This is a genomic window from Nonomuraea sp. NPDC049028 (genome assembly GCF_043197735.1).
Lineage (GTDB): Bacteria > Actinomycetota > Actinomycetes > Streptosporangiales > Streptosporangiaceae > Nonomuraea.
On sequence record NZ_JBICTR010000010.1, the window covers coordinates 164,355 to 185,812 of the forward strand.

Consider the following 21,458-nt stretch of genomic DNA (forward strand, 5'->3'; position numbering starts at 1 on the left):
ATCTCGACCTGTACGCAGCTCACCGAAGGAAATGGCCTCCATGATCTTCATTACCGCGAAGTTCCGCGTCCTGCCTGAGCACGCCGACCGGTTCATTGAGATCGTCGGCGACTTCACCCAGGCGACCCGCGACGAACCTGGCTGCCTGTGGTTCGACTGGTCGCGCAGTGTGGCGGATCCGAGCGAGTATGTGCTGGTCGAGGCGTTTCGTGATGACGAGGCCGGGGCGGCGCACGTTCAGTCCGAGCATTTCAAGCAGGCGCAGCGGACCCTGCCGCCGTACCTCGCCGAGACGCCGCGCATCGTGAACGCGACCGTTCCTCAGGACGACTGGTCCCTGCTCGGTGAGATGGCCGTACCCGGACGGGACTGAGCGCCCACACCGTCGGCACGTGATTAATTTCATTTGCTACGGTATCGAATGAAAAGATGGCCGGTAATATAGCGCTCATGAGCGCCGATGTTCCTCGTAGGACCGCCGCCTCGCGTGCGACCGACCGTCCGGGGGATGCCTCGCCCTTCGCTCTCGGCTTGCTGCTGCGTCAGGCGCACTGGCGCGCGGCCACGGTCATGTCAGAGGCGCTCCGGCCGCTCGGCATCGAGTTGCGGCACTTCGCCGTGCTGATCGTGCTGGTCGACCGCGGGCCCACGGTGCAGCGGGACCTGGCGGCTGCGACGGGGACGGACAAGGCGGGGATCATGCGGGTCGTGGACGACCTGGAGCGTAAGGGGCTGGCCGTACGCAAGAGCGTTCCGGGGGATCGGCGGGTGCGGGCGGTGGAGATCACTCCGCAGGGTGTCGAGCTTTTCGACGCGGCCCATGTGGCGGCGGAGCCGCTGGCTGAGCATCTGGTCGCCGACCTGGGGTCTGACGGATCCGAGCAGCTGAGGGAGTTGCTGACCCGGTTCGCCTATCCCGCGGGCGACGAGGCGTAAGCGGGACAAGACGAACGACTTGAGCGCCTGGGCCCGTGACGGCCGGGTGCCCTTCGCGGTGCCGCGCGGCGCCTTCCCGAAGTAGACGTCGGCGTCGGCCGGCTCCATCTCCCACAACGGCCGACCGAACCAGGCTTGGGCGTGGCCGCCACTCGTACAGGCGCGGCCTCCCGGACGCGACCCCCGCTTTGACTTGTGTCGGACACGTTTGTCATCGAATGGTATTGAATGATACCGTCGTGATCGAGACAAAGATGGGAGGTGGGGATCTTGGACGTCTATGAGGCGGTCAGGAGTCGACGGGCGGTGCGGGGGTTCACCGATCGGCCTGTTCCTCGGGAGGCGCTGGAGCGAGTGTTGTCGGCGGCGGCTTGGGCCCCGTCCGCGTCGAATCTGCAGCCGTGGCGGGCCTATGTGGTGACGGGCGAGCCGTTGGCCGAGCTGAAGAAGCGAGCGGGTGAGCGGGTGGCCACGGGTGATCCCTGGGACGAGCGCGAGTACGAGACGTATCCGCCCGCGCTGAAGTCTCCCTACTATGAGCGCCGATCCGCCTTCGGGGCGGAGCGTTACGGCGCTCTTGGTATTGCGCGGGATGACTGGGAGGCGCGGCAGCGGACCGCTGCCGACAACTGGCAGTGCTTCGGTGCTCCCGCGGCCCTGTTCTGCTACATCGACCGTGACATGGGCCGGCCTCAGTGGGCCGATCTCGGCATGTTCCTGCAGACCGTCATGCTGCTGTTGCGTGCCGAGGGCCTGAGCAGTTGCCCGCAGATGGCGTGGTCGATGTATCGCAAGACCGTCGCCGAGGTCGTGTCACCCGAGGAGGGGCTCATCCTCTTCTGTGGCATGTCCATCGGGTTCGAGGACGTCACGGTGGATTACGTCCGTACAGGGCGGGCGCCGCTCGACGAGACGGTCATGTTCGTCGACGGTTAGTCCGCCGAACAAGGATCACGGACGCCGTTCTTCATCACCGGCCAGACCGTCGATGTCGACGGCGGCACATAAAGAGATCGAGAGGAAACGCAATGACCTACACCGTGGGCTACATCGTCGGGAGCCTGTCCCAGAAGTCGATCAACAGGAAGCTCGCTGTGGCCTTGAGCCGGCTCGCGCCGCCGGAGCTCCGCCTCACGGAGATCCCCATCGGCGAGTTGCCCCTGTACAGCCACGACCACGACCCCAACTACCCCGCTGTGGCCCTGGAGTTCAAGGACGCGATCAAGGCATCCGACGCCCTCCTGTTCGTCACCCCCGAGTACAACCGGTCCATCCCCGGCGCGCTGAAGAACGCCATCGACTGGGCGACCCGGCCCTATGGATCCAATGTGCTGAACGGCAAGCCGTCCGCGATCATCGGAACCTCACCCGGCCCGATCTCCACCGCGGTCGCACAGCAGCATCTCAAGACCATCCTGTCCTTCACCAACTCCCCGGTGCTGGGGCAGCCCGAGGCCTACATCCACTTCAGCAAGGGACTGATCGACGACAAGGGCGACATCCAGGTGCCGGCCACCGCCGAATTTCTGACCGGATACATGCGGGCCTTCGCGGCGCACATCCGACGCCACCACCACGACGTCCCGGACCTGTAGCCGCCATGGATCCCCCGGGGACCGAGCCTGGAAGCCGGGCGTGATTCCTGACCGCTGCTTGTCACATTTTCCGCTCCTCTACTGTCAATTGTGTAAACACGTTGGGCAGGAACGGAGATGGCGATCTTGGACGTCTATGAGGCGGTCACGAGTCGGCGGGCGGTGCGGGGGTTCATCGATCGGCCTGTTCCTCGCGAGGTGCTGGAGCGGGTGTTGTCGGCGGCGGCTTGGGCCCCGTCCGGGTCGAATCTGCAGCCGTGGCGGGCCTACGTGGTGACGGGTGGGCCGTTGGCCGAGCTGAAGAAGCGCGCCGGTGAGCGGGTGGCGGCGGGTGATGCTTGGGATGAGCGGGAGTACGAGATGTATCCGCCGTCACTGAAGTCTCCGTACTATGAGCGCCGCTCGGCTTTTGGGGAGGAGCGGTACGGCGCGCTCGGTATTCCACGGGGGGATTGGGAGGCGCGGCAGCGGGCCGCCGCCGGCAACTGGCAGGCGTTCGGTGCGCCGGCCGCCTTGTTCTGCTACATCGACCGTGACATGGGCCGGCCTCAGTGGGCCGATCTCGGCATGTTCTTGCAGACGGTCATGCTGCTGTTGCGCGCCGAGGGGTTGAACAGTTGCCCGCAGATGGCCTGGTCGGTGTTCCGTAAGACCGTCGCTGAGGTCGTGTCGCCTCCGGAGGGGCTCATTCTCTTCTGCGGCATGTCGATCGGGTTCGAGGACGTCACGGTGGATTACATCCGTACGGGCCGGGCGCCGCTCGACGAGACGGTCACGTTCGTCGACGGGTAGCACGGCGATCGCATCCGGCATGACGGGGTGCCTCCGTCCCAATGCCATCGCTGTGGGGCCCGGACGGTTCAGAACCGGTTGTCACAGATCGGCCCGCTGCTCTGTCTTTCCGACGTACCAGGACGTCGCGCAGCCACAGGAGCGAGACCTTGCCATCACCCGGCAGCATCATCCGAGTCCGAGTCCGGATGGGCGCTCGTCCCATCGACGAGCCGCACCGCACTTCGAGCCAGCTCGAGCTGCTGTTCGACCTCACCTTCGTGATCGCGGTCGCCAGCGTCACCGCCCAGCTCGCGCACAGCATCGCCGCCGGTCACGGTCTCGCCGGGCTGGTCCCGTTCCTCCAGGTGTTCTTCGCGATCTGGTGGGCGTGGATGAACTTCACCTGGTTCGCCTCGTCCTACGACACCGACGATGTCGCCTACCGGCTGCTGACCATGGTGCAGATGGCCGGCGTGCTGACCCTCGCCGCCGGTGTGCCCGCCGCGGCCGATCACTCCGACTACGGGATCGTCACCCTCGGCTACGTCATCATGAGGATCGGGCTCGTCGGCCAATGGCTGCGGGCCGGTCTCGAAGACCGGGCGCGCCGCCGCACCGCGCTGCGCTACGCCGCCGCTATCAGTCTCGTGACACTGGGCTGGGCGCTTCGCTTCCTGATCGCGCGGACGGGAGCCTTTCCCTGGTTCTCCGGGCTGCTGTCCTTCGTTCTCCTGGATGTCCTGGAACTCGCGGTGCCCCTGTGGGCGGAGCGGGCCAGGGCCACCAACTGGCATCCGCACCACATCGCCGAGCGCTACGGCCTGTTCACGATCATCCTGCTCGGTGAGAGCGTCCTGGCCGCGAGCCGGGGCGTCGAAGGGGCGCTCGCAACGGGCGAGATCAGGGCGCCCTTGGTCGTCATCGCCGGGTGCGGCCTCGTCCTGCTGTTCGCTCTTTGGTGGCTCTACTTCCTCGTGGAAGCCGGGGAGGGGCTCAGTGACCGCCGTCATCGGTCGTACCAGTGGGGGTACGGCCACTACGGCATCTTCGCCGCCCTGGCGGCACTCGGCGCCGGGCTCGAAGTGGCGGTGGAGCAGAGCGGGCGCGGCGTCGCGGCGTCACCACTGGCACTCGGCTACGCGGTCGCCATCCCCGCCGCTGTGTATCTCGCCGCGCTGTGGGCGGTCCACGCGCTTGTCACCACCGAGCCCGTCATCCCTCCGGCGGCCGTCCTGGGTTGCGTCGCCCTCATCTTGTCAATGCCGCTCGCGACACCGCGGATCGGCGTGGCCGCTGTGGTCGCGGCCATCGCGGCCGGTTGCGTGCTGCTGGTCGCCGTCACGATCATGGCCGCGGCTGTCGGGGCCCGCGCCGGAGCGCGTCGCCAGGACCCGCGGCTTTCCAGCTCTGGCGACTCGTGAAGCAGACCGCGCGTTCGTGCTCGACCAGGCCGCGGTGAGGAGCGCTTCCAGCGCGGTCAGATCGCCGGAGCGGGCGGCGGTGACGAAGGCGGTCAGCAGTCTGCGTTGTTCGGCCCTGGCCACGGGGGTGCGGCGTTCGACGAGCAGGTGTTTGCGGGCCCTGCTGACCAGCTGGCGTACGGCCGGCTCGCTGAGCCGGATGATGTCGGCGATCTGCCGGTAGGGGTAGTCGAAGGCCTCGCGCAGCATGTACGCCGCCCGTTCGGCGGGCGTGAGCCGCTCCAGGAGCAGCAGGACCGCGGACTCCAGGACCTCGCCGCGCTCGGCGCCGAGGTACGGGTCCGCGCCGGTGTCGACGGGTTCGGGCAGCCACGGGCCGGCGCAGGTCTCGCGGCGCATGCGTACGGACTGGGCGGCGTTGATCGCCAGCCGCATCGTCACCGTCGCCAGGAACCCGCCCGGGCTGCCCACCGTGGCGCGATCGTAGGCCTGCCAGCGCAGCCAGACGTCCTGCACCAGGTCTTCGGCTTCGGTCGCGCCCAGCATCCGGTACGCGATCCCGAACAGGCGCGGCCGCACACTGACGAACACCGCCGCCGCATGTTCGAGATCTCCAGGATCAGCCACTGCCATCGCCCCCGCTCCGGCATCCCTTTTGTCGGCTAATGCGAGCTTTGGGATATTTCTGGCATATTACCTGCCGCCTATCTCTTGGGCAGTGGGGGGACAGGCCAGGGACGAGGGAAGCACCTCGATGGATGTCACAAATCACGCCGCTACCCGGTCTTGCTCCCGTAACGGCTTTCATCCATGCGGCCAAAGGAGCACCATGCACGTGCCGGAGAAGCGGATCGCCACGTCCGTCCTGGTCATCGGGACGGGAGGAGCCGGCCTGCGGGCCGCCATCGAACTCGCCGAGCGCGGGGTCGGCGTCCTCGCGGTGGGCAAACGGCCGAAGGCGGACGCGCACACCTCGCTCGCGGCGGGCGGCATCAACGCGGCGCTCGCCACGATGGACCCCGAGGACACCTGGCAACAACACGCGGCGGACACCCTCAAGGAGAGCTATCTCCTGGCCAATCCGGAGACGGTGAGAATCGTCACCGAGGGGGCGGCACGTGGCATCGAAGACCTTCAGCATTACGGCATGCCGTTCGCCCGCGAACAGGACGGGCGAATCTCGCAGCGCTTCTTCGGCGCCCACACCTACCGGCGCACCGCCTACGCCGGCGACTACACCGGGCTCGAGATCCAGCGCACCCTGATCAACCGTGCGGCGCAGCTGGATGTCCCCATCCTCGACACCGTGTACATCACCCGCCTTCTCGTCCGTGACAACGCGGTCTTCGGCGCGTATGGGTTCGACCTGACCGATGGCAGCCGTTATGTCATCCATGCCGACGCGGTGATCCTGGCCGCCGGCGGCCACACCCGGATCTGGCGGCGCACCTCCTCCCGGAGGGACGAGAACACCGGCGACTCCTTCCGCCTCGCCATCCTGGCCGGCTGCCGCATCCGCGACCCCGAACTGGTGCAGTTCCACCCATCCGGTCTCATCGCCCCCGAGAACGCGGCCGGCACCCTCGTCTCCGAAGCGGCCCGGGGCGAGGGCGGAATCCTGCGCAACCAGCTCGGCGAGCGGTTCATGTCCAAGTACGACCCGGAGCGGATGGAGTTGTCCACGCGCGACCGCGTCGCACTGGCCGCGTACACAGAGATCAAAGAAGGCCGCGGGACCCCGAACGGCGGCGTTTGGCTGGATGTGTCGCATCTGCCACGCGAGACGATCATGACCCGGTTGCCGCGCGTCTACCAGACGCTTCTGGAGCTGCAGATGCTCGACATCACCAAGGAGCCGATCGAGATCGCGCCGACCGCGCACTACTCGATGGGCGGGGTCTGGGTGCGACCCGAAGACCATGGCACGGGCGTCGACGGCCTGTACGCGATCGGGGAGGCGGCCAGCGGCCTGCACGGCGCCAACCGCCTCGGCGGCAACTCCCTCATCGAGCTCCTCGTCTTCGGCCGCATCGTCGGCCAGGCGGCGGCCGAGTACTCCGCGGGCCTCGACGCCCAGCGCCGCTCGGCCGAGGCGCTCGACGCGGCACGGGCGGAGGTGGACGAACTCCTCGCCGCGGACGGCCCCGAGAACGTACGCGCGCTGCAGCGAGCCCTCCGCGACATCATGACGGAGCATGCCGGCGTGGTACGTGACGAGGGCGGCCTGCGGAAGGGTCTCGCCGAACTCGCCGCGGTGGAGGCGCGCATCGCCGACGTCGGGGTACATCCGGACATCGCCGGCTTCCAGGACCTGGCCCACGCCTTCGACCTGAAGTCCGCCGCGCTCGCCGCCCGCGCGACGGTCGAGACCGCGCTGGAGCGTCGCGAGACCCGCGGCTGCCACAACCGCTCCGACTACCCAGAACTCGACCCCTCGCTGCAGGTCAACCTGGTGTGGTCCGGTCCCGGATCGGTGGAGAGGGAGGCCATCCCGCCGATTCCCGCCGAGGTCGCGGCGCTCATGCGCGAGGTCTCCAGCGTCGGAAAACTCGTGGAGTAGCGACGTACGGACGGCGTCACCCGCGGCCCGAGAAAAGAAATTTCGCCGGAGCTGTCACAAGGCCGGAGGCTGCCCTGTCTTAGCTGGCGGACCGGTTGGCACATGGGTGCCCCGGCGGACGGAAAGGGCTGTGCCATGAAGGTCGTCGTGGTCGGCGGTACTGGCCTCATCGGATCGAACGTGGTGGCGAAGCTGGGTGAGCACGGTCACGAGGCGGTGGCGGCGGCGCCGAGCACCGGCGTCAACACGCTCACCGGTGAAGGGCTGGCGGAGGTGCTGGCGGGCGCGCAGGTGGTGATCGACGTGTCGAACTCGCCGTCGTTCGAGCGGGCCGCGGTGATGGAGTTCTTCGAGACCTCCACCCGCAACCTGCTCGCCGCCGAGGCGGTCGCCGGGGTCGGGCATCATGTCGCGCTGTCGGTGGTGGGGACGGAGCGGATGCCGGAGAACGACTACTTCGCGGCGAAGATCGCTCAGGAGCAGCTGATCGAAAAGTCGGGGATCCCGTTCTCGCTCGTGCACGCGACCCAGTTCTTCCAGTTCATCCGGAGCATCGCGGACCAGTCCACGGAGGGCGACCAGGTACGGATCGCGCCCGTGCGGTTCCAGCCCATCGCGGGTGAAGAGGTCGCGCAGGCGGTCGGCCGGGTCGCGGTGGGGCAGCCACTGAACGGCCGGGTCGAGGTGGCCGGGCCCGAGCAGTCACGGATGGATGAGTTCTTCCGCGACGCCCTGGCCGCGTGGGGCGACCCGCGCACGGTGGTCGCCGACCCGCAGGCGCGCTACTACGGCAGCGTGCCGGGCGAGCGGACGCTGGTGCCGGGTGAGGGCGCGACCCTGGGCAAGCTCCGCTACCGCGACTGGCTCGAGCAGAGCGCCGCCCAGTAGCCACCCGTCTTCACTTCCGGTCGCCTTGACCGCACACCCAAGCCACGTATGGAGGAATCATGAGCGCTCCGAGCGGCGACGACGGCTTCTTGTACGAACTCCAGATCGAGGTCGAGGAGGAGGTGACCCTGATCGAGGCGAGCCGTGCGGAGGAGGCCGCCGAACTGCCGGTCACCGAATGGCTCTTCGATCCGACGGACGCCGAGCGCGAGGAGATCGGCCTGCGGGGTCTGCTCGGCGCGGTCGAGGCGCTGGAGGACGACTCCCGGCGCGGCGATCAGGGTGCGTGAGCCGCCGATGCCGCGGAGACGGGGGTAGGTGTATGCCTGCGGAATCCCTGGAACAGGCGAGCGCACTCGATCAGGCCGCATCCGCCTTCGTCGAGCTGCGCCCGCGCCTGTTCGGCATCGCCTATCGGATGCTCGGCAGCGCGGTGGAAGCCGAGGACATCCTTCAGGAAGTCTGGCTGCGCTGGCAGAACACCGACCGCGCGACCATCGAGAACCCCTCGGCCTTCCTGGCGTTGATCACCACCCGCCTGGCCATCAACGTCGCTCGCTCCGCTCATTCGCGACGCGAAACCTATATAGGGCCCTGGCTCCCCGAACCCGTCGACACCAGCCTCGACCCCACATTGGGCGCCGAACGGGGCGAAGCTCTCGAACTCGCCTTCCTGCTGCTGCTCGAGAGGCTCGCCCCCACCGAGCGGGCCGCCTATGTGCTGCGCGAGGCCTTCGTCTACCCGTACACACAGATCGCGGAGATCCTTCAGCTCACCCCGGTCAACGCTCGTCAGCTCGTGAGCCGCGCCCGCAAACGCCTGACCGCCGCACGACGCGAGCCCATCGACAAGATGGAGCATCGGCGTCTCCTGGCCGTTTTCCTGGACGCCGCCCAGACGGGGAACGTCGCCGCTCTCGAAGACCTCTTCGCCGCGGACGTCGTCAGCTCCTCCGACGGCGGCGGTATCAGAGGGGCGGCGCGATTCCCGCTGCTGGGCAGCACCCGCGTGGCGAAGTTCCTGGCCGCGTACGCGCCACGATTCTGGCCGGGCGCCGAGATGACGTGGGTCGAAGCGAACGGGCGCGCCGGCGTGCTCGTCCCTCGCAACCACACCGACGTCGTCCTGCTCACCATCGAGGCCTCGCCGCAGGGCATCCACCACGTCATGTGGATCGTCAACCCGGCCAAACTCGGCGCCTTCGAACGGTCACACCACCTGGTCTGACAGACCGTCCGCCGCCGCCCAGTACGTCCGCCTCTCGTGGTGTCACAACAAGACCGGCTGCGTGGTCTTAACTGCCGACACCGAAAGAACAGGGCGGCAGGACATGACCGAAGTGAGCGCCGGGACGCTGGCGGAGATGCTCGACGAACGGCAGCACCTCCTCGAGATCGCCTTGTGGATGTTCGGCTCGGAGGTGACGGCCGACTGGATCGTCCTTGAGACCTATCGCCGCTGGTACGCCCTCGACGACGAAGAACGCGCCGTCATCGCGGTACCGCGCGCCTGGCTGACGCGGGTCGCCGGAGGTCTCTGCCTGGACCTGCTCGCCACTGCCGCCCCGAGCCACGCCCCCGGCGGCACACCGCGACCCGGAGCGTTCACCACCGCCGGTCCGGTGCGCCGGCCGGAGCCCGCCGCCGGCCCGGCACGCTGGCCCGAGCCCGGCACGGGTCCGGTGCTCCAGCCGCCCAGGCCGGACCGAGCGATGCTCGCCAGACACGATCGTGTCGCGCGCCGGTTCGCCGCGGCCTGCGACACGGGGGACGCGGCGGCCCTGCGGGCGGTCCTGGCCGCGGACGCGATGGTCGTGAGCGACGGTGGCGGCAAACTGCGCGCCGCCGTACGCCCCACCTACGGCGCGGACGCGGTAGCCCGGTTCGTCACGGCCCTGCTGACCGGCCAGTCCGGCACCGAGGTGGCCGTCGAGTCCGTGAACGGCCGGACGGGCCTGGTCCTGCGCCAGGCGGGCCGAGCGGTGGCGGTGGCCGACGTGAGCGTCGCCGGAGCCGAGGTCACCGCAGTGTGGATCGTGCTGAACCCCGACAAGTTGCAGCGCTGGCACCGCCCATGACCAGCCTCCCCCTACCGCAGGCGCCCCGTGTGCCGCTGAAAGGCGTACCGGTGAACGACCCGACACTGTCCACGGAGCACGACTACCGCGGCTCCACGTTCAAACCGCTCTATGTCACGCGCGTCGCCGTGAGCGGCGGCAGCTCCGCTCACGGCCGGGCCACCGGCCGGGCCCGCTCCGCCGACGGCGTGCTCGATCTGGAGATGCGGATGCCCGAGGAACTGGGCGGTGACGTCACCGGCCCGAACCCTGAGCAGCTCTTCGCCGCCGGGTACGCCGCCTGCTTCCACGGCGCCCTCAGCCTGCTGGCCCGCCGGCACTTCCTCGACCCCGGACCTATCACCGTGGAGGTGACCGTCGCGTTCGGCCGCGACCCCGCCGACGGCGGTTACGAGCTACGCGCCGACCTCGTCGTGACCTGGCCCGGAGTCGAACGCGACACGGCCACCCCGCTGCTCGCCCAGGCGAGCGCGCTGTCCCCGTACGCCAAGATGACCCGGCAGGGCATCCCAGGCACCATCAACCTCGCCCCCTGAGCCCATGGCGCCACGGCATTGCCGTCCATGCGCACCCTTGTGCGCACCTGATCACCGGTCCGACAGCTCGGCGGCCGGAGAGCCGATGTCCGGCTCTCCGGCCGCCAGGTAAAGACGCGGGGTCCGCTGTATCGAACAGGCGGATCAGCCGCCGGTGGGACGCGGGGCGCGCAGGTGGGCCCGCTGCGCCAGCTCCTCTTCTTCGACGTACGTGAGCATCGGCTGACCCGGCTCACACAGCATGAACACGACGAACTTGGTCGGCGCGTCCGGCAAGGCGTTGCCGTCCTGGTAGTGGATCACGTCGCCGCCCGGCTCCCAGAACGTCTCTCCGGCCTTGATCACGCGCTCCGGCTCGCCCTCGAGCTCGAACAGGACCGCGCCCTCGATCACGTAGCCGAAGGCCGGCCCCGAGTGGCGGTGCGGAGCGGCGCCGGGGTGGCCGGGAGGCCAGTCGACGAGGACGGTCATCGCCGAGGCACCGTCGGGAATGAAGGGCGGCTGGATGTCCGCCAGCATCTTGGGGCCGAACGCCGCAGAGCTCCCCTGATCGGCGGTCCTGTCCATCGAGTCGTTGGACACGGGTACTGCACCTCCGTATGTCTGCGCGGCACAGGCGATCTCGCGTCGGCCACGCCTTTCCGGACCGATGGACGGCGTGTCCGCTGCGGAGCGTGGCCTTGCGGTCAATGCCTGTTTACCCGCATATGCGCTGGTCAGGCTGGGTTTGAGCGCATAGGGCCGAGGCTTTGCGGACGCATGTCCTTACGCCCACCATCCGACCTGTCGAAGCCTCATTCCGCTGGTTCCGGCAGCCGGAGCGCGTACAAGAGCCAGACCAGGGCGAAGCCGACCGCGAGTACGCCGAGCGCGCGCGTGGCCCCCGCCATGCCCAGCGCGACGGCCAGCGGGGCCACCGCCAGCGACGACACCCCCTGCAGCCCCGACGACAGCCCGAAGGCGGTGACCATCACGCGGCCGCGGATGTGGTCGGGGCTGGCCAGTTGCAGCCCGTTGATGGCCAGGATGGCGCACGCGCCCACCCCGAGACGGCCGACCATGGCGGCGGGTACGCCCGACCACAGCCCACCGGCCTGGGCCAGGGCGAGGTAGCCGAGCCCGAACACCGCCAGAGCGCCACCCGACACGATCAACCGCCACCGCGACGGCGTCCCGATCAGCCGCCCCCTCCCAAGCGGTCGCCACTTCCCGATCAGCCACCGCCCCACGAACGGCCCGAGCACGGCGCCCACCCCCTGCGCCATGTAGAGAACGCCGACTCCGGCGTCGGTGGTGCCGAACCGTTCGAGCGCGTAGACGGGCAGGAGGCCGACCACGCCGTAGCACAGGCGCAGGCCCGCCGTCAGCAGGAGCAGGGCCGCCACGGTGGGAGTGGCGCGGATGAAGCGCCACAGTTCGGCGGTGTCGGTATGTACGCGCGTCCGGCGGGCCTCCGTCGCCGTGGAGAAGGGGCGGCGGATGCGGGCGATGAGGACGGCGGACGCGGCGAAGGAGGCGGCGTCGACCAGCAGCGTGGCCGTGCTGCCCCAGGCGGCCGTGGCCAGGCCGCCGAGCCCGGCGCCGAGCAGCAGGCCGGAGGAGTAGAGGCTGCCGAGCGCGGCCTGCGCGGTGGGCAGCCGGTCGGGGGCGACGAGGTTGGGGAGTACGACCTCGGGGATCGGGCTCGACACCGCGGCCGACAGCGACAGCGCGGCCAGCGAGACCAGCGCCATGGGGACCGACCCCAGGTGGAAGGCGGCGAGCAGGCCCGCGAGGGGGACGATGGCGGCCAGGTCGCAGGCGACGCGCAGGCGGCGGCGGTCCAGGCGGTCGGTCAGCGAGCCGATGAGCGGCATCAGCAGGATGCCGGGCAGCGACTCGACGGCGAACAGCAGAGCCGTCAGCCCGGCCGAGCCGGTGCGGTGGTAGACGAAGGCGTTCAGGGCGACGAAGGTGAACCAGTCGCCGGACAGGCTGAGGGCGGAGGCGAGGAACAGCCGGCGGAAGTCGGGGTTGCCGCGCAGCAGCGCGAGCAGCGAGTTTCCGGGCAGGCGGGAAGGAACGGATGACACCTGGTGACTCCAAGCAGCCAAGCCGTCCGGCCGGTCCTGGGCCGGACGGGCGAAGAGGGGGGTCGCTTCGCGGGATGCCCGGCCGGTCATGGGCCGGGCGGCTGCTGATCAGTCACAGAGGTGTGGCATGGGTGGAGGTTAACGCACCGCGGGGCTCGGCGTCAGGAGCGGGCAAGGACCTCGTACTTGACCCGCATGACCCCGGACCCCGTGTCGCCGATGGCGGAGAAGGCGGCCGCCGAGAGGTCGAGGCAGCGTCCGCCCACGTACGGACCGCGGTCGTTGATGCGGACCGTGACCGAGTCGCCGTTCGCCGGGTTCGTGACGCGGACCTTGCTGCCGAGCGGGAGCGTCTTGTGGGCGGCGGTCATGGCCGACGGGTCGAAGCGTTCGCCGCTGGCGGTCATCTGCCCTTCGTCGTAGTAGGACGCGCCACAGGTGCCCGAGCTGAGTACCCGGGTCTTCAGCTTGTGGACCTCGGTCTTCACCTTGCGAACCGGCTCGGTCTTCGGTTTGTCGGTCGGCTTGATCGGCGGCTGGGCGGCTCCGGCCTTCGGGAGAGCGGTGGCCTTGGGGCTGGATGAGGGCTTGGGGGCCGCCGACTTGGTGCTGGGCTTGTTCGGCTCGGGGGTCTTGGGGGCGGGGGAAGGGGTGTCGGTCCTCGTGTACGTGGGGGACGGAGACACGTCCAGCGCGGCGGTGGGCTTGGGGGCGTCGTCGTTGGCGACGGCCGCCCAGGCGGTGGTCGAGGCGGCGGCTACGACGGCCGCACCGGCCGCGACGGTGACCCAACGGCGCTTGCCTGGAGCCTTCTTCTGGCTCTCCGGGTTCGGACGGCTCGGGTTGTAGGAGTGCTGGCCCAAGGTAAACCACAGTCCTAGCTAGGGGACAGGACAGGGAAAGGCCAGGTCGGGGCGGATATGGGGGCGCGCGTCGGCCGATCCCTCGCTCGGGGCGGGTGCCCCGCGAACGTGGTCGAACATATGCGACAAACAGCGAGTAAAGACAACTTAATGGGACATTCAGTGAAATATCTCACTTTGGTCACGAGTCGACCAGAACGCTGAGCGTACGCCGGGGATCTTGGGGCAGCCGGAAAACGCCGACTCTGTCACCTTGGGGGTAGATGAGGGCATCCCAGCAGCAACAAGGGCCGTACCAAAAGGGTCAGAGCATGAGCGACCGGACGGTCTCCACCGTGTCGGCGTCCGCGGCCCGCTTGTCGGGCCGGTACCTCAGCACCCGCGCGAACCGCAGCGCCATCCCCCCGGGATAGCGCGGCGACCGCTGCACCCCGTCGAAGGCGATCTCCACGACCAGCTCGGGCCGCAGACTGACGGTCCACTCGTCGGTGGGCCCCTCGGCCAGCTCCAGGAAGCGTTCGGTCTGCCAGGCGAGCAGCTCGTCGGTCAGCCCCTTGAAGGTCTTGCCCAGCATCACGAACCCGCCGCTCTCCGGGTCGCGGGCGCCGAGGTGGAGGTTGGACAGCTTGCCTTCGCGGCGGCCGTGACCCCATTCGGCCGCGAGGACGACCAGGTCGAGCGTGTGCCGCGGCTTGACCTTGATCCACCCGGCGCCCCGGCGGCCGGCCGCGTAGGGGGAGGCCAGCGACTTGACGACCAGGCCCTCGTGGCCGGCCTTGATCACGTCGATGAAGTACTTCTCCGCCTCCGGCACCTCGCCCGTGACGAGGCGCGGCGTGAGCAGACCGGGCGTGACGGTCCGGCCGAGGACCTCCTGGCGCTGGGCGTAGGGGAGATCGAGCAGGTCGGCCTCGTCCACCCGCAGCGCGTCGAAGAAGAACACACTCAGCGGCGTGTCCTCCCGCAGTCGCGGGACGCCGGTCTTGGTGGTCACCCTGCTGGCCGTCACCTGGAACGGGTGCGGCCGCCCGTCGGGCCGCAGCGCGATCACCTCGCCGTCGAGCACGAGATCGTCGCAGGCCAGGCCGAGCACGGCCTCCACGAGTTCGGGCACCTGCGCGGTGATGTCGTCGAGCGTGCGGGTGAACACGCGCACCTGGTCGCCGGAGCGGTGCGCCTGCACGCGTACGCCGTCGAGCTTCCACTCCAGCGCGGCCGGGGTGCCCGCCTTCTCCAGCGCGGCGGCGACGTTCGGGGCGCTGCCGGCGAGCATGGGCGAGACCGCCCGGCCCACCTCCAGCTTGAAGGCGTGCAACGCCGCCACGCCACCGCTCAGCGCCGCCGCGCCCACGGCGGGCAGCCAGCCGCGCAGCGTGAGCGCCCGCCGCACGTCGGCGGACGGCGCGCCCGACGCTTTGGCGATCGCCTCGATCATCACGCCGTCGAGGGCGCCCTGGCGCAGCTCGCCGCCGAGCAGCCGGAGCATGAACGCCTGCTCCTGACTGGTCAGCCCGGCGAACAGTTCGGTGACCAGAGCCTTGCGGGCCGCCTGCGAGCCCTGGCCGGAGACGGACTTGATCTTCGACAGCAGGGCGTCGACGTGGGTCAGGGTGGCGGTGGCGGCGAGCTTGGCGGGAGGCGGATCCTGAAGGGTCCGCCAGCCCACGCCCACCTGACGCTGCGGGAGCTCACCCGACAGGTAGGAGATGGCGATCTCCGCCTCGTCGGCACCGACCCTGCCGAGCAGTTCGGCCAGATGGCCGACCTTGCCGAGCCGGGCGGACGTGCGCGTCACAGCCTCCGAAACCCGTACCACGTCGATCAACAGCACATGCCCTATGTTGCCGTACTTCGCCGACAAATCCGTCGCGCCAAGACCAGCATTTTGCCCGGCGATGGGCCCCCTGAGGGGTGGGGCGGGTGTGCGACCCGCCCCAGGGTGTTAGCGGACGCCCAGGAGGTCGACCACGAAGATGAGCGTCTCGCCCGGCTTGATGCGGGCGCCTGCGCCGCGGTTGCCATAGCCGAGGTGCGCGGGGATCACCAGCTTGCGGCGACCGCCCACCTTCATCCCGGCCACGCCCTGGTCCCAGCCGGCGATGACACGCCCGCCGCCGAGCGGGAACTCGAACGCCTCGCCGCGGTTCCACGACGCGTCGAACTCCTCGCCGGTCGAGAACGCGACGCCCACGTAGTGGACGCTGACGTTCTGGCCGGGCTTGGCCTCGGGGCCGTCCCCCTCGACGATGTCGACGATCTCCAGGTCGGTGGGCGGGTTGCCCTCCGGGAAGTCGATTTCCGGCTTCTCGAGTGCCACGAATTGCTCCTGTTACGAATATTGGCGATCAGGAATGGACCCGACGACTCTATGCGGTCGGGATATGGTCATCGTTCATGGCCGCCCTTTCCGCCGATGCGATCCTGCTCACCGGGCGCGTCGCCGTGATCACCGGGGCGACGCGGGGGATCGGGCGGGCGATCGCGGAGACGTTCGCGGCATTCGGGGCTCATGTCGCGATCTGCGACCGCGATAAGCCGCAGCAGAGCAGCGAGCTGGCGATGACCCTGGACGTACGGGATCCGGTGGCCGTGGAGGTGTTCGCGCAGGCCGTGCACGAGCGGTGGGGGCGCGTGGACATCCTGGTGAACAACGCGGGCGGGACCTTCCACGCCGCGTTCGCCGACACCACGGCCCGCGGCGAGCGGACCCTGATCGAGGAGAACTTCACGCAGGTCACCGGCATGATCCGCCGCATGCTGCCGATGATGGGCGCCGGGGCGTCGATCATCAACGTGACCTCCAGCGAGGCGCACCAGGCGGCGCCGGGGTTCGCGGTCTACGCGGCGATGAAGGCGGGGCTGGAGAGCCTGACGAAGTCGCTCGCGCTGGAGTTCGCGCCCCTGGGCATCAGGGTGAACGCCATCGCGCCCGACGGGCTGCCCACCGAGGGCGAGACACAGGTGCGGGAGCGGATGGCGGACGGACCCTTCGAGCCGGTACGCCTGCCGCCGCTCGGGCATCTCGGGGAGCCGGCCGACGCGGCGGGCGCGGCGGTGTTCCTGGCCAGTGAGCTGGCCAGGTTCGTGACCGGCACGACGCTGCACGTCGACGGCGGGATCCACGCGGCAGGCGGCTGGCGCCGCACCTGAGCCGGCTCTGGTGCGGAGCCAGCGGCAGGCGGCCGGCGCCGCACCTGAGCCAGCCGGAGCCTGAGCCGCGCTACCAGCTCTGGTGCAGCGGCATGCCCTCGGTGTAGCCGGAGGCGCTCTGGATGCCGACCACCGCGCGCTCGTGCAGCTCCTCCAGGTTCGCCGCCCCCGCATACGTGCACGAGGACCGCAGCCCGGCCACGATCGCGTCGATCTGGTCCTCCACGCTCGGCCGCCGCGGATCCAGGTACATGCGCGAGGTCGAGATCCCCTCCTCGAACAGCGCCTTCCTGGCCCGATCGAACGGGCTGTCCTCCGCCGTGCGCAGCCGCACGGCCCGCGCGGACGCCATGCCGAAGTTCTCCTTGTACCTGCGTCCGTCGGCGTCGGTGCGCGCGTCACCGGGCGACTCGTACGTCCCGGCGAACCACGAGCCGATCATCACGTTGGCCGCGCCCGCGGCCAGGGCGAGCGCCACGTCACGCGGGTGCCGGACACCGCCGTCGGCCCACACGTGCCGCCCGAGCCGCCGCGCCTCCACCGAGCATTCGAGCACGGCCGAGAACTGCGGCCGCCCCACCCCGGTCATCATCCGCGTCGTGCACATGGCGCCGGGGCCGACCCCCACCTTGAGGATGTCCGCGCCCGCGTCCACCAGGTCGCGCACGCCCTCGGCGGTCACCACGTTGCCCGCCGCGACCGGCACGCCCGGGTCGAGGGCCCGGACCGCGCGCAGGGCGGAGACCATCTTCTCCTGGTGCCCGTGCGCGGTGTCGACCACCAGGCAGTCGATCCCGGCATCGAGCAGTTCCTTGGCCTTGGCCGCGACGTCGCCGTTCACGCCGACGGCGGCCGCGATGCGCAGCCGGCCGGCGGCGTCGAGCGCGGGCTGGTAGAGCGTGGCGCGCAGGGCGCCCGTGCGGGTCAGGATGCCGACCAGGCGGCCCTCGGCGTCCACGATGGGCGCCAGGCGGTGGCGGCCCCCGTGCAGCCGGTCGAACGCCGCGCGCGGCTCAAGACCGGCCGGCAGCGTCAGCAGTTCGCTCGACATCACCTGCGACAGCTGCGTGTACATGTCGACGCCCTGGCAGTCGGCCTCGGTCACCACGCCGGTCGGCCGGTTGTCCCAGTCGACGACGATGACCGCGCCGTGGGCGCGCTTGGGCAGCAGCTGCATGGCCTCGCCGACCGTGTCGTGCGGCGTCAGCGTGAGCGGAGTGTCGTGGACCAGGTCGCGCTTCTTGACCCAGTCGACGACCTCTGTCACGACATCGATGGGAATGTCCTGGGGGATCACGGTGATGCCGCCCCGGCGGGCGATCGTCTCGGCCATGCGCCGGCCGGCGACCGCGGTCATGTTCGCCACGACGATCGGAATGGTGGTGCCCGTGCCGTCGTTCGTCGAAAGATCGACCGCGAGCCGGGAACCGACCGAGGAACGCGACGGGACCATGAACACGTCGCTGTACGTCAGGTCGCATTGCGGCTCGAGGCCGTTAAGGAACTTCACGTTCGTCCATCTTATGCGCTGGGTGGCTAATGAGGAGTTTCCCGATTGTTATGGCCATATGATCGGCCGGGATACTTAGGGGGATGGAGGGCCTGTGGAGGTCACTGAGAGAAACGAGCTGACAGTCGTCGGTATCGCCGTACGCACCTCGAACGCCGACGAGATAGACCCCGCCAGGGCGAAGCTGCCCGTGCTGTGGCAGCGGGCGGGCGCCCCCGGGGCGTTCGCCCACATTCCGGGACGCGTCGACGAGAACCTTTACGCGGTGCTGACCGACTACGAGGGCGACCATCACGGCGCCTACACACAGATCGTCGGCATCGGCGTGCGGACGGTCCCCAGGCTGCCCGAGGGCATGGTCGCCGTACGCGTTCCCGCGGGCCCGGCTCTGCGGGTCGAGGCGCGCGGTCAGATGCCGCAGGCGATCGTCGACGCCTGGCAGCAGGTGTGGAAGCACACCGAGTCGGGCGGCACGCCCGCGCGGGCGTTCAGGACGGACCTCGAGGTGCACCACCCCGGTGGCGCGGACCTCTACATCGCCGTCTACTGATCGCTGAACCCGAGCCCGTTCGGGCTCGGGTCGTGGCTTCATGGTCCACCTCTTACCTATCGTTAAGTAACCTCTTGCGGGCGTCGCTCCGGGTCGCTTACCATCCGTTAGGTAAGGGGGTGTCACCATGCAGATCCTGATCTCCGGCGCGAGTGTCGCCGGACCCGCGCTGGCGTACTGGCTCAACAGGTACGGCTTCGACGTCACCGTCGTGGAGCGCGCCCCGTCGCTCCGCAAGACGGGCGGCCACGCGATCGACCTGTTCAGACCCGCGATGGACATCGTCGAGAAGATGGGCCTGATCGACCCGATCACGGCCAAGAAGACCGGCACGAACTGGCTCACCATGTATCGCGAAGGCCAGGAGGGGGCCGTGGAGCTGGACCTCCGGCGCGTCTTCACGGCCGTGTCGGACCGGCACGTCGAGATCATGCGCGACGACCTCAGCGAGATCTTCTACGACGCCACCCGCGCCGACATCGAGTACGTCTTCGACGACTCCATCACCGCCATCGCCGAGGACGGCACGGTGACCTTCGAGCGCGGGCCGTCCAGGCGGTTCGACCTGGTCGTCGGCGCCGACGGGCTGCACTCGAACGTGCGCGGCCTGGTCTTCGGCCCCGAGTCGCGCTTCTCCACCTGGGTCGGCGCCTATCTGGCCGTCTTCTCGGTGCCCAACTACCTCGACCTCGACGGCCGCATGGAGGGGCTGTCCGGCATCGGGCGGATGGCCGGGATGTACGGCGCGGCGCACATGTCCGACGCGCGGGCGCTGTTCCTGTTCAGGACGCCGGAGCAGCTCCAGTATCACCACCGCGACGTCGCCCGGCAGAAGGAGCTGCTGCGCGAGCGGTTCGCGGGGATGGGCTGGCAGGTTCCCCGGCTGCTGGCCGAGCTCGACCGCACCCCGGCCTTCTACTTCGACTCGATCACCCAGCTGCGCCTCGACACCTGGTCGCGTGGCCGCGTGACGCTGGTCGGTGACGCGGGCTACTGCCCGGGACCGGCCGTGGGCGGCAGCACGAGCCTGGCCGTCGTCGGGGCGTACATTCTCGCGGGCGAGCTGGCCGCCGCGCGCGGCGACCACGAGCGCGCCTTCCCGGCCTACGAGGCAGAGATCGGTGAGTACGTACTGCGGAGTCGCACGTTCGCGGTCGGGGCGGCCAAGCGGATCGTGCCCGGCAACCGGTTCGACCTGTGGACGCTCACCCAGGCCGCGCGGCTGATCGGTCACCTGCCGGTCGCGGTGACCAAGGCCGCTACCAAGCTGGGTAGCAAGGGCGTGCGGCTGCACGACTCGATCGCGTTGAAGGACTACTCGGCGTACGAGGGCGTGCGGCAGTAGCCAGCTGTACGCCAGCTATGCGTCAGTGGAAACGGCGCGAATAGACTGCGCGCCGTGCGTGCCGCCTATTTCGCCTTTGACCGGTTCCCTTCGAGCAAGGGGTCGGCGGTGCACATCGGGCAGATGGCCGCCGAGCTGTTCGACCGGTTCGGCGGCGGGCTGCTGGGGGTGCTGGGCGGGGGCGGGCTGCCGCGCTACCAGCGCGAGGGCGATGTCCAGATCGCCAGGTTCGACGAGCAGATCCCCAACCTGATCGACCGCGCCGAGGCGTACTCGCACTGGGTCGCCCGCCATCTCGCGCCGCACCTGGAGACGCTGGAACTGGTCCACGTGCGTGACCCCTGGAGCGCGCTGCCGGTGCTCGGCCACCGGCACAAGGTGGTGTACGAGGTGAACGGGCTGCCGTCCATCGAGCTGCCGCACACCTGGCCCCAGACGGCCCCCGCCACGGTGGCCAAGTTGCGGCGGCTGGAGGCGCACTGCCTGGAACAGGCGGACGCGGTTGTCGTGCCATCGAGCGTCATCGGGGACGCCATCCGCAAAATGGGGATAAATCCGGAAAAGGTGTTCCTCGTTCCGAACGCAGCCGAAGCCGCGTCGGCGACGTCGGACGACCGCCCACCTGGCGCGCCCGAGCGCTACCTGATCTACGTAGGCGCTCTCCAGCGCTGGCAGGGCGTGGACGTGCTGTTCCGTGCCTTCGCCAGGCTGGCCGACCTGACCGAGCTGCGCCTGGTCGTCTGTTCCTCCGTCCCGGAACGTCGCGCCAAACCCCTCCAGCGCCTCGCCGACCGCCTGGGGGTGGCCGAGCGGATCGTGTGGCGGTTCACGCTGCCCCACGACGAGGTGGCCGGCTGGCTGGCCGGCGCGGCCGTGTCCGCCGCCCCGCTCACCGCCTGCCCGCGCAACCTCGACCAGGGCTGCGCCCCGCTCAAGATCCTGGAGTCGATGGCGGCCGGCACACCGGTGGTGGCCTCGGACCTGCCGGCCGTACGGGAGATCCTGGGGGAGGACGGGTGGCTGGTCGCGCCCGATCGGCCCGCCGAGCTGGCCCGCGCGATCCGGATCCTCCTGGAGTACCCCGACCAGGCGCGGACGATGGCGGAGCGGGCCAGGGGCAGGGTGCCCAGCTGGGCGGATTCCCGGGCGAGGCTCGCCGAGGTTTATCGCCGTGTGTAGT

The 21,458-nt window shown here is 69.7% G+C and carries 22 protein-coding genes and 1 pseudogene; 16 read left to right on the forward strand and 7 right to left on the reverse strand.

What is annotated here, in order from left to right; translation table 11 throughout:
- Positions 1 to 40: 40 nt before the first annotated feature.
- The 6 genes and pseudogenes from ACGFJ2_RS37375 to ACGFJ2_RS37400 all read left to right on the forward strand — a co-directional run.
- Positions 41 to 373, forward strand: a complete 333-nt coding sequence (locus tag ACGFJ2_RS37375) for a putative quinol monooxygenase (protein WP_357940045.1) — start codon at positions 41 to 43, stop codon at positions 371 to 373.
- A 77-nt stretch (positions 374 to 450) separates the two neighbouring features.
- The gene (locus tag ACGFJ2_RS37380) at positions 451 to 936 is read left to right on the forward strand and encodes a MarR family winged helix-turn-helix transcriptional regulator (RefSeq protein WP_357940047.1); all 486 of its coding nucleotides are present in this window, start codon (positions 451 to 453) and stop codon (positions 934 to 936) included.
- 270 nt (positions 937 to 1,206) lie between these two features.
- Entirely contained in the window at positions 1,207 to 1,872 is a 666-nt protein-coding gene (locus ACGFJ2_RS37385; RefSeq protein ID WP_357940049.1) for a nitroreductase, read from the forward strand.
- A gap of 92 nt (positions 1,873 to 1,964) precedes the next feature.
- Positions 1,965 to 2,531, forward strand: coding sequence for an NADPH-dependent FMN reductase (locus tag ACGFJ2_RS37390; RefSeq protein ID WP_393476599.1), 567 nt, complete (start codon positions 1,965 to 1,967; stop codon positions 2,529 to 2,531).
- A 117-nt stretch (positions 2,532 to 2,648) separates the two neighbouring features.
- Entirely contained in the window at positions 2,649 to 3,323 is a 675-nt protein-coding gene (locus tag ACGFJ2_RS37395) for a nitroreductase (RefSeq protein ID WP_393476602.1), read from the forward strand.
- A gap of 188 nt (positions 3,324 to 3,511) precedes the next feature.
- A pseudogene (locus ACGFJ2_RS37400) lies at positions 3,512 to 4,576 on the forward strand (low temperature requirement protein A); the annotation flags it as partial.
- On the opposite strand, the gene ACGFJ2_RS37405 reads toward ACGFJ2_RS37400, so the two are convergent.
- Positions 4,562 to 5,359 (reverse strand): sigma-70 family RNA polymerase sigma factor, encoded by a 798-nt coding sequence (locus ACGFJ2_RS37405; protein ID WP_358181440.1) that lies wholly within the window; start codon positions 5,357 to 5,359, stop codon positions 4,562 to 4,564. The pseudogene ACGFJ2_RS37400 and the gene ACGFJ2_RS37405 overlap by 15 nt on opposite strands.
- Before the next feature lie 196 nt (positions 5,360 to 5,555).
- Between ACGFJ2_RS37405 and ACGFJ2_RS37410 the strand changes: the two genes are divergently transcribed.
- From ACGFJ2_RS37410 to ACGFJ2_RS37435, 6 genes are all read left to right on the forward strand, one after another.
- A complete protein-coding gene (locus ACGFJ2_RS37410) occupies positions 5,556 to 7,286 on the forward strand; it encodes an L-aspartate oxidase (protein ID WP_393476605.1) in 1,731 nt (576 codons plus the stop codon).
- 135 nt (positions 7,287 to 7,421) lie between these two features.
- Positions 7,422 to 8,174, forward strand: coding sequence for an SDR family oxidoreductase (locus ACGFJ2_RS37415; protein WP_393476608.1), 753 nt, complete (start codon positions 7,422 to 7,424; stop codon positions 8,172 to 8,174).
- A 59-nt stretch (positions 8,175 to 8,233) separates the two neighbouring features.
- Positions 8,234 to 8,464 (forward strand): hypothetical protein, encoded by a 231-nt coding sequence (locus ACGFJ2_RS37420; protein WP_358181449.1) that lies wholly within the window; start codon positions 8,234 to 8,236, stop codon positions 8,462 to 8,464.
- Between the two features lie 32 nt (positions 8,465 to 8,496).
- On the forward strand, positions 8,497 to 9,402 hold the full coding sequence (locus tag ACGFJ2_RS37425) for an RNA polymerase sigma-70 factor (RefSeq protein ID WP_393476611.1): 906 nt from the start codon (positions 8,497 to 8,499) through the stop codon (positions 9,400 to 9,402).
- A gap of 103 nt (positions 9,403 to 9,505) precedes the next feature.
- Positions 9,506 to 10,252 carry a hypothetical protein gene (locus ACGFJ2_RS37430; protein WP_357940065.1) on the forward strand — a complete coding sequence of 249 codons (747 nt, stop codon included), beginning with the start codon at positions 9,506 to 9,508 and terminating at the stop codon, positions 10,250 to 10,252.
- Between the two features lie 50 nt (positions 10,253 to 10,302).
- Complete coding sequence (locus ACGFJ2_RS37435) at positions 10,303 to 10,788, forward strand: Ohr family peroxiredoxin (RefSeq protein WP_393476614.1); 486 nt, start codon at positions 10,303 to 10,305, stop codon at positions 10,786 to 10,788.
- 144 nt (positions 10,789 to 10,932) lie between these two features.
- On the opposite strand, the gene ACGFJ2_RS37440 is transcribed toward ACGFJ2_RS37435, so the two are convergent.
- The 5 genes from ACGFJ2_RS37440 to ACGFJ2_RS37460 form a co-directional block, all read right to left on the reverse strand.
- On the reverse strand, positions 10,933 to 11,370 hold the full coding sequence (locus ACGFJ2_RS37440; RefSeq protein WP_358181458.1) for a cupin domain-containing protein: 438 nt from the start codon (positions 11,368 to 11,370) through the stop codon (positions 10,933 to 10,935).
- A 212-nt stretch (positions 11,371 to 11,582) separates the two neighbouring features.
- The gene (locus ACGFJ2_RS37445) at positions 11,583 to 12,860 is read right to left on the reverse strand and encodes an MFS transporter (RefSeq protein WP_393476618.1); all 1,278 of its coding nucleotides are present in this window, start codon (positions 12,858 to 12,860) and stop codon (positions 11,583 to 11,585) included.
- 161 nt (positions 12,861 to 13,021) lie between these two features.
- A complete protein-coding gene (locus tag ACGFJ2_RS37450) occupies positions 13,022 to 13,723 on the reverse strand; it encodes a septal ring lytic transglycosylase RlpA family protein (protein WP_393476621.1) in 702 nt (233 codons plus the stop codon).
- A 304-nt stretch (positions 13,724 to 14,027) separates the two neighbouring features.
- The gene (locus ACGFJ2_RS37455) at positions 14,028 to 15,554 is read right to left on the reverse strand and encodes an ATP-dependent DNA ligase (RefSeq protein ID WP_393476623.1); all 1,527 of its coding nucleotides are present in this window, start codon (positions 15,552 to 15,554) and stop codon (positions 14,028 to 14,030) included.
- 111 nt (positions 15,555 to 15,665) lie between these two features.
- On the reverse strand, positions 15,666 to 16,040 hold the full coding sequence (locus ACGFJ2_RS37460) for an FKBP-type peptidyl-prolyl cis-trans isomerase (protein ID WP_357940076.1): 375 nt from the start codon (positions 16,038 to 16,040) through the stop codon (positions 15,666 to 15,668).
- A 77-nt stretch (positions 16,041 to 16,117) separates the two neighbouring features.
- Here ACGFJ2_RS37460 and ACGFJ2_RS37465 point away from each other — a divergent pair, with 77 nt between their 5' ends.
- Complete coding sequence (locus ACGFJ2_RS37465) at positions 16,118 to 16,873, forward strand: SDR family oxidoreductase (protein WP_358181470.1); 756 nt, start codon at positions 16,118 to 16,120, stop codon at positions 16,871 to 16,873.
- Positions 16,874 to 16,943: 70 nt separating this feature from the next.
- On the opposite strand, the gene ACGFJ2_RS37470 is transcribed toward ACGFJ2_RS37465, so the two are convergent.
- The gene (locus ACGFJ2_RS37470; RefSeq protein ID WP_393476626.1) at positions 16,944 to 18,383 is read right to left on the reverse strand and encodes a GuaB1 family IMP dehydrogenase-related protein; all 1,440 of its coding nucleotides are present in this window, start codon (positions 18,381 to 18,383) and stop codon (positions 16,944 to 16,946) included.
- A 94-nt stretch (positions 18,384 to 18,477) separates the two neighbouring features.
- On the opposite strand from ACGFJ2_RS37470, the gene ACGFJ2_RS37475 reads away from it, so the two are divergent.
- The 3 genes from ACGFJ2_RS37475 (at position 18,478) to ACGFJ2_RS37485 (ending at position 21,457) form a co-directional block, all read left to right on the forward strand.
- Positions 18,478 to 18,933, forward strand: coding sequence for a GyrI-like domain-containing protein (locus tag ACGFJ2_RS37475; protein ID WP_357940082.1), 456 nt, complete (start codon positions 18,478 to 18,480; stop codon positions 18,931 to 18,933).
- Positions 18,934 to 19,060: 127 nt separating this feature from the next.
- Entirely contained in the window at positions 19,061 to 20,278 is a 1,218-nt protein-coding gene (locus ACGFJ2_RS37480) for an FAD-dependent monooxygenase (RefSeq protein WP_393476627.1), read from the forward strand.
- A 54-nt stretch (positions 20,279 to 20,332) separates the two neighbouring features.
- Positions 20,333 to 21,457 (forward strand): glycosyltransferase, encoded by a 1,125-nt coding sequence (locus ACGFJ2_RS37485; RefSeq protein WP_393476628.1) that lies wholly within the window; start codon positions 20,333 to 20,335, stop codon positions 21,455 to 21,457.
- Position 21,458: the final 1 nt, after the last annotated feature.

What these genes read in the sequence shown, in the direction of transcription:
- ACGFJ2_RS37375 (WP_357940045.1), top strand. Translation starts at nt 41, where the DNA reads ATGATCTTCATTACCGCGAAGTTCCGCGTCCTGCCTGAGCACGCCGAC.
- ACGFJ2_RS37380 (WP_357940047.1), top strand. Translation starts at nt 451, where the DNA reads ATGAGCGCCGATGTTCCTCGTAGGACCGCCGCCTCGCGTGCGACCGAC.
- ACGFJ2_RS37390 (WP_393476599.1), top strand. Translation starts at nt 1,965, where the DNA reads ATGACCTACACCGTGGGCTACATCGTCGGGAGCCTGTCCCAGAAGTCG.
- ACGFJ2_RS37395 (WP_393476602.1), top strand. Translation starts at nt 2,649, where the DNA reads ATGGCGATCTTGGACGTCTATGAGGCGGTCACGAGTCGGCGGGCGGTG.
- ACGFJ2_RS37405 (WP_358181440.1), bottom strand. Translation starts at nt 5,359, where the DNA reads ATGGCAGTGGCTGATCCTGGAGATCTCGAACATGCGGCGGCGGTGTTC.
- ACGFJ2_RS37410 (WP_393476605.1), top strand. Translation starts at nt 5,556, where the DNA reads ATGCACGTGCCGGAGAAGCGGATCGCCACGTCCGTCCTGGTCATCGGG.
- ACGFJ2_RS37415 (WP_393476608.1), top strand. Translation starts at nt 7,422, where the DNA reads ATGAAGGTCGTCGTGGTCGGCGGTACTGGCCTCATCGGATCGAACGTG.
- ACGFJ2_RS37420 (WP_358181449.1), top strand. Translation starts at nt 8,234, where the DNA reads ATGAGCGCTCCGAGCGGCGACGACGGCTTCTTGTACGAACTCCAGATC.
- ACGFJ2_RS37425 (WP_393476611.1), top strand. Translation starts at nt 8,497, where the DNA reads ATGCCTGCGGAATCCCTGGAACAGGCGAGCGCACTCGATCAGGCCGCA.
- ACGFJ2_RS37430 (WP_357940065.1), top strand. Translation starts at nt 9,506, where the DNA reads ATGACCGAAGTGAGCGCCGGGACGCTGGCGGAGATGCTCGACGAACGG.
- ACGFJ2_RS37465 (WP_358181470.1), top strand. Translation starts at nt 16,118, where the DNA reads ATGGCCGCCCTTTCCGCCGATGCGATCCTGCTCACCGGGCGCGTCGCC.
- ACGFJ2_RS37480 (WP_393476627.1), top strand. Translation starts at nt 19,061, where the DNA reads ATGCAGATCCTGATCTCCGGCGCGAGTGTCGCCGGACCCGCGCTGGCG.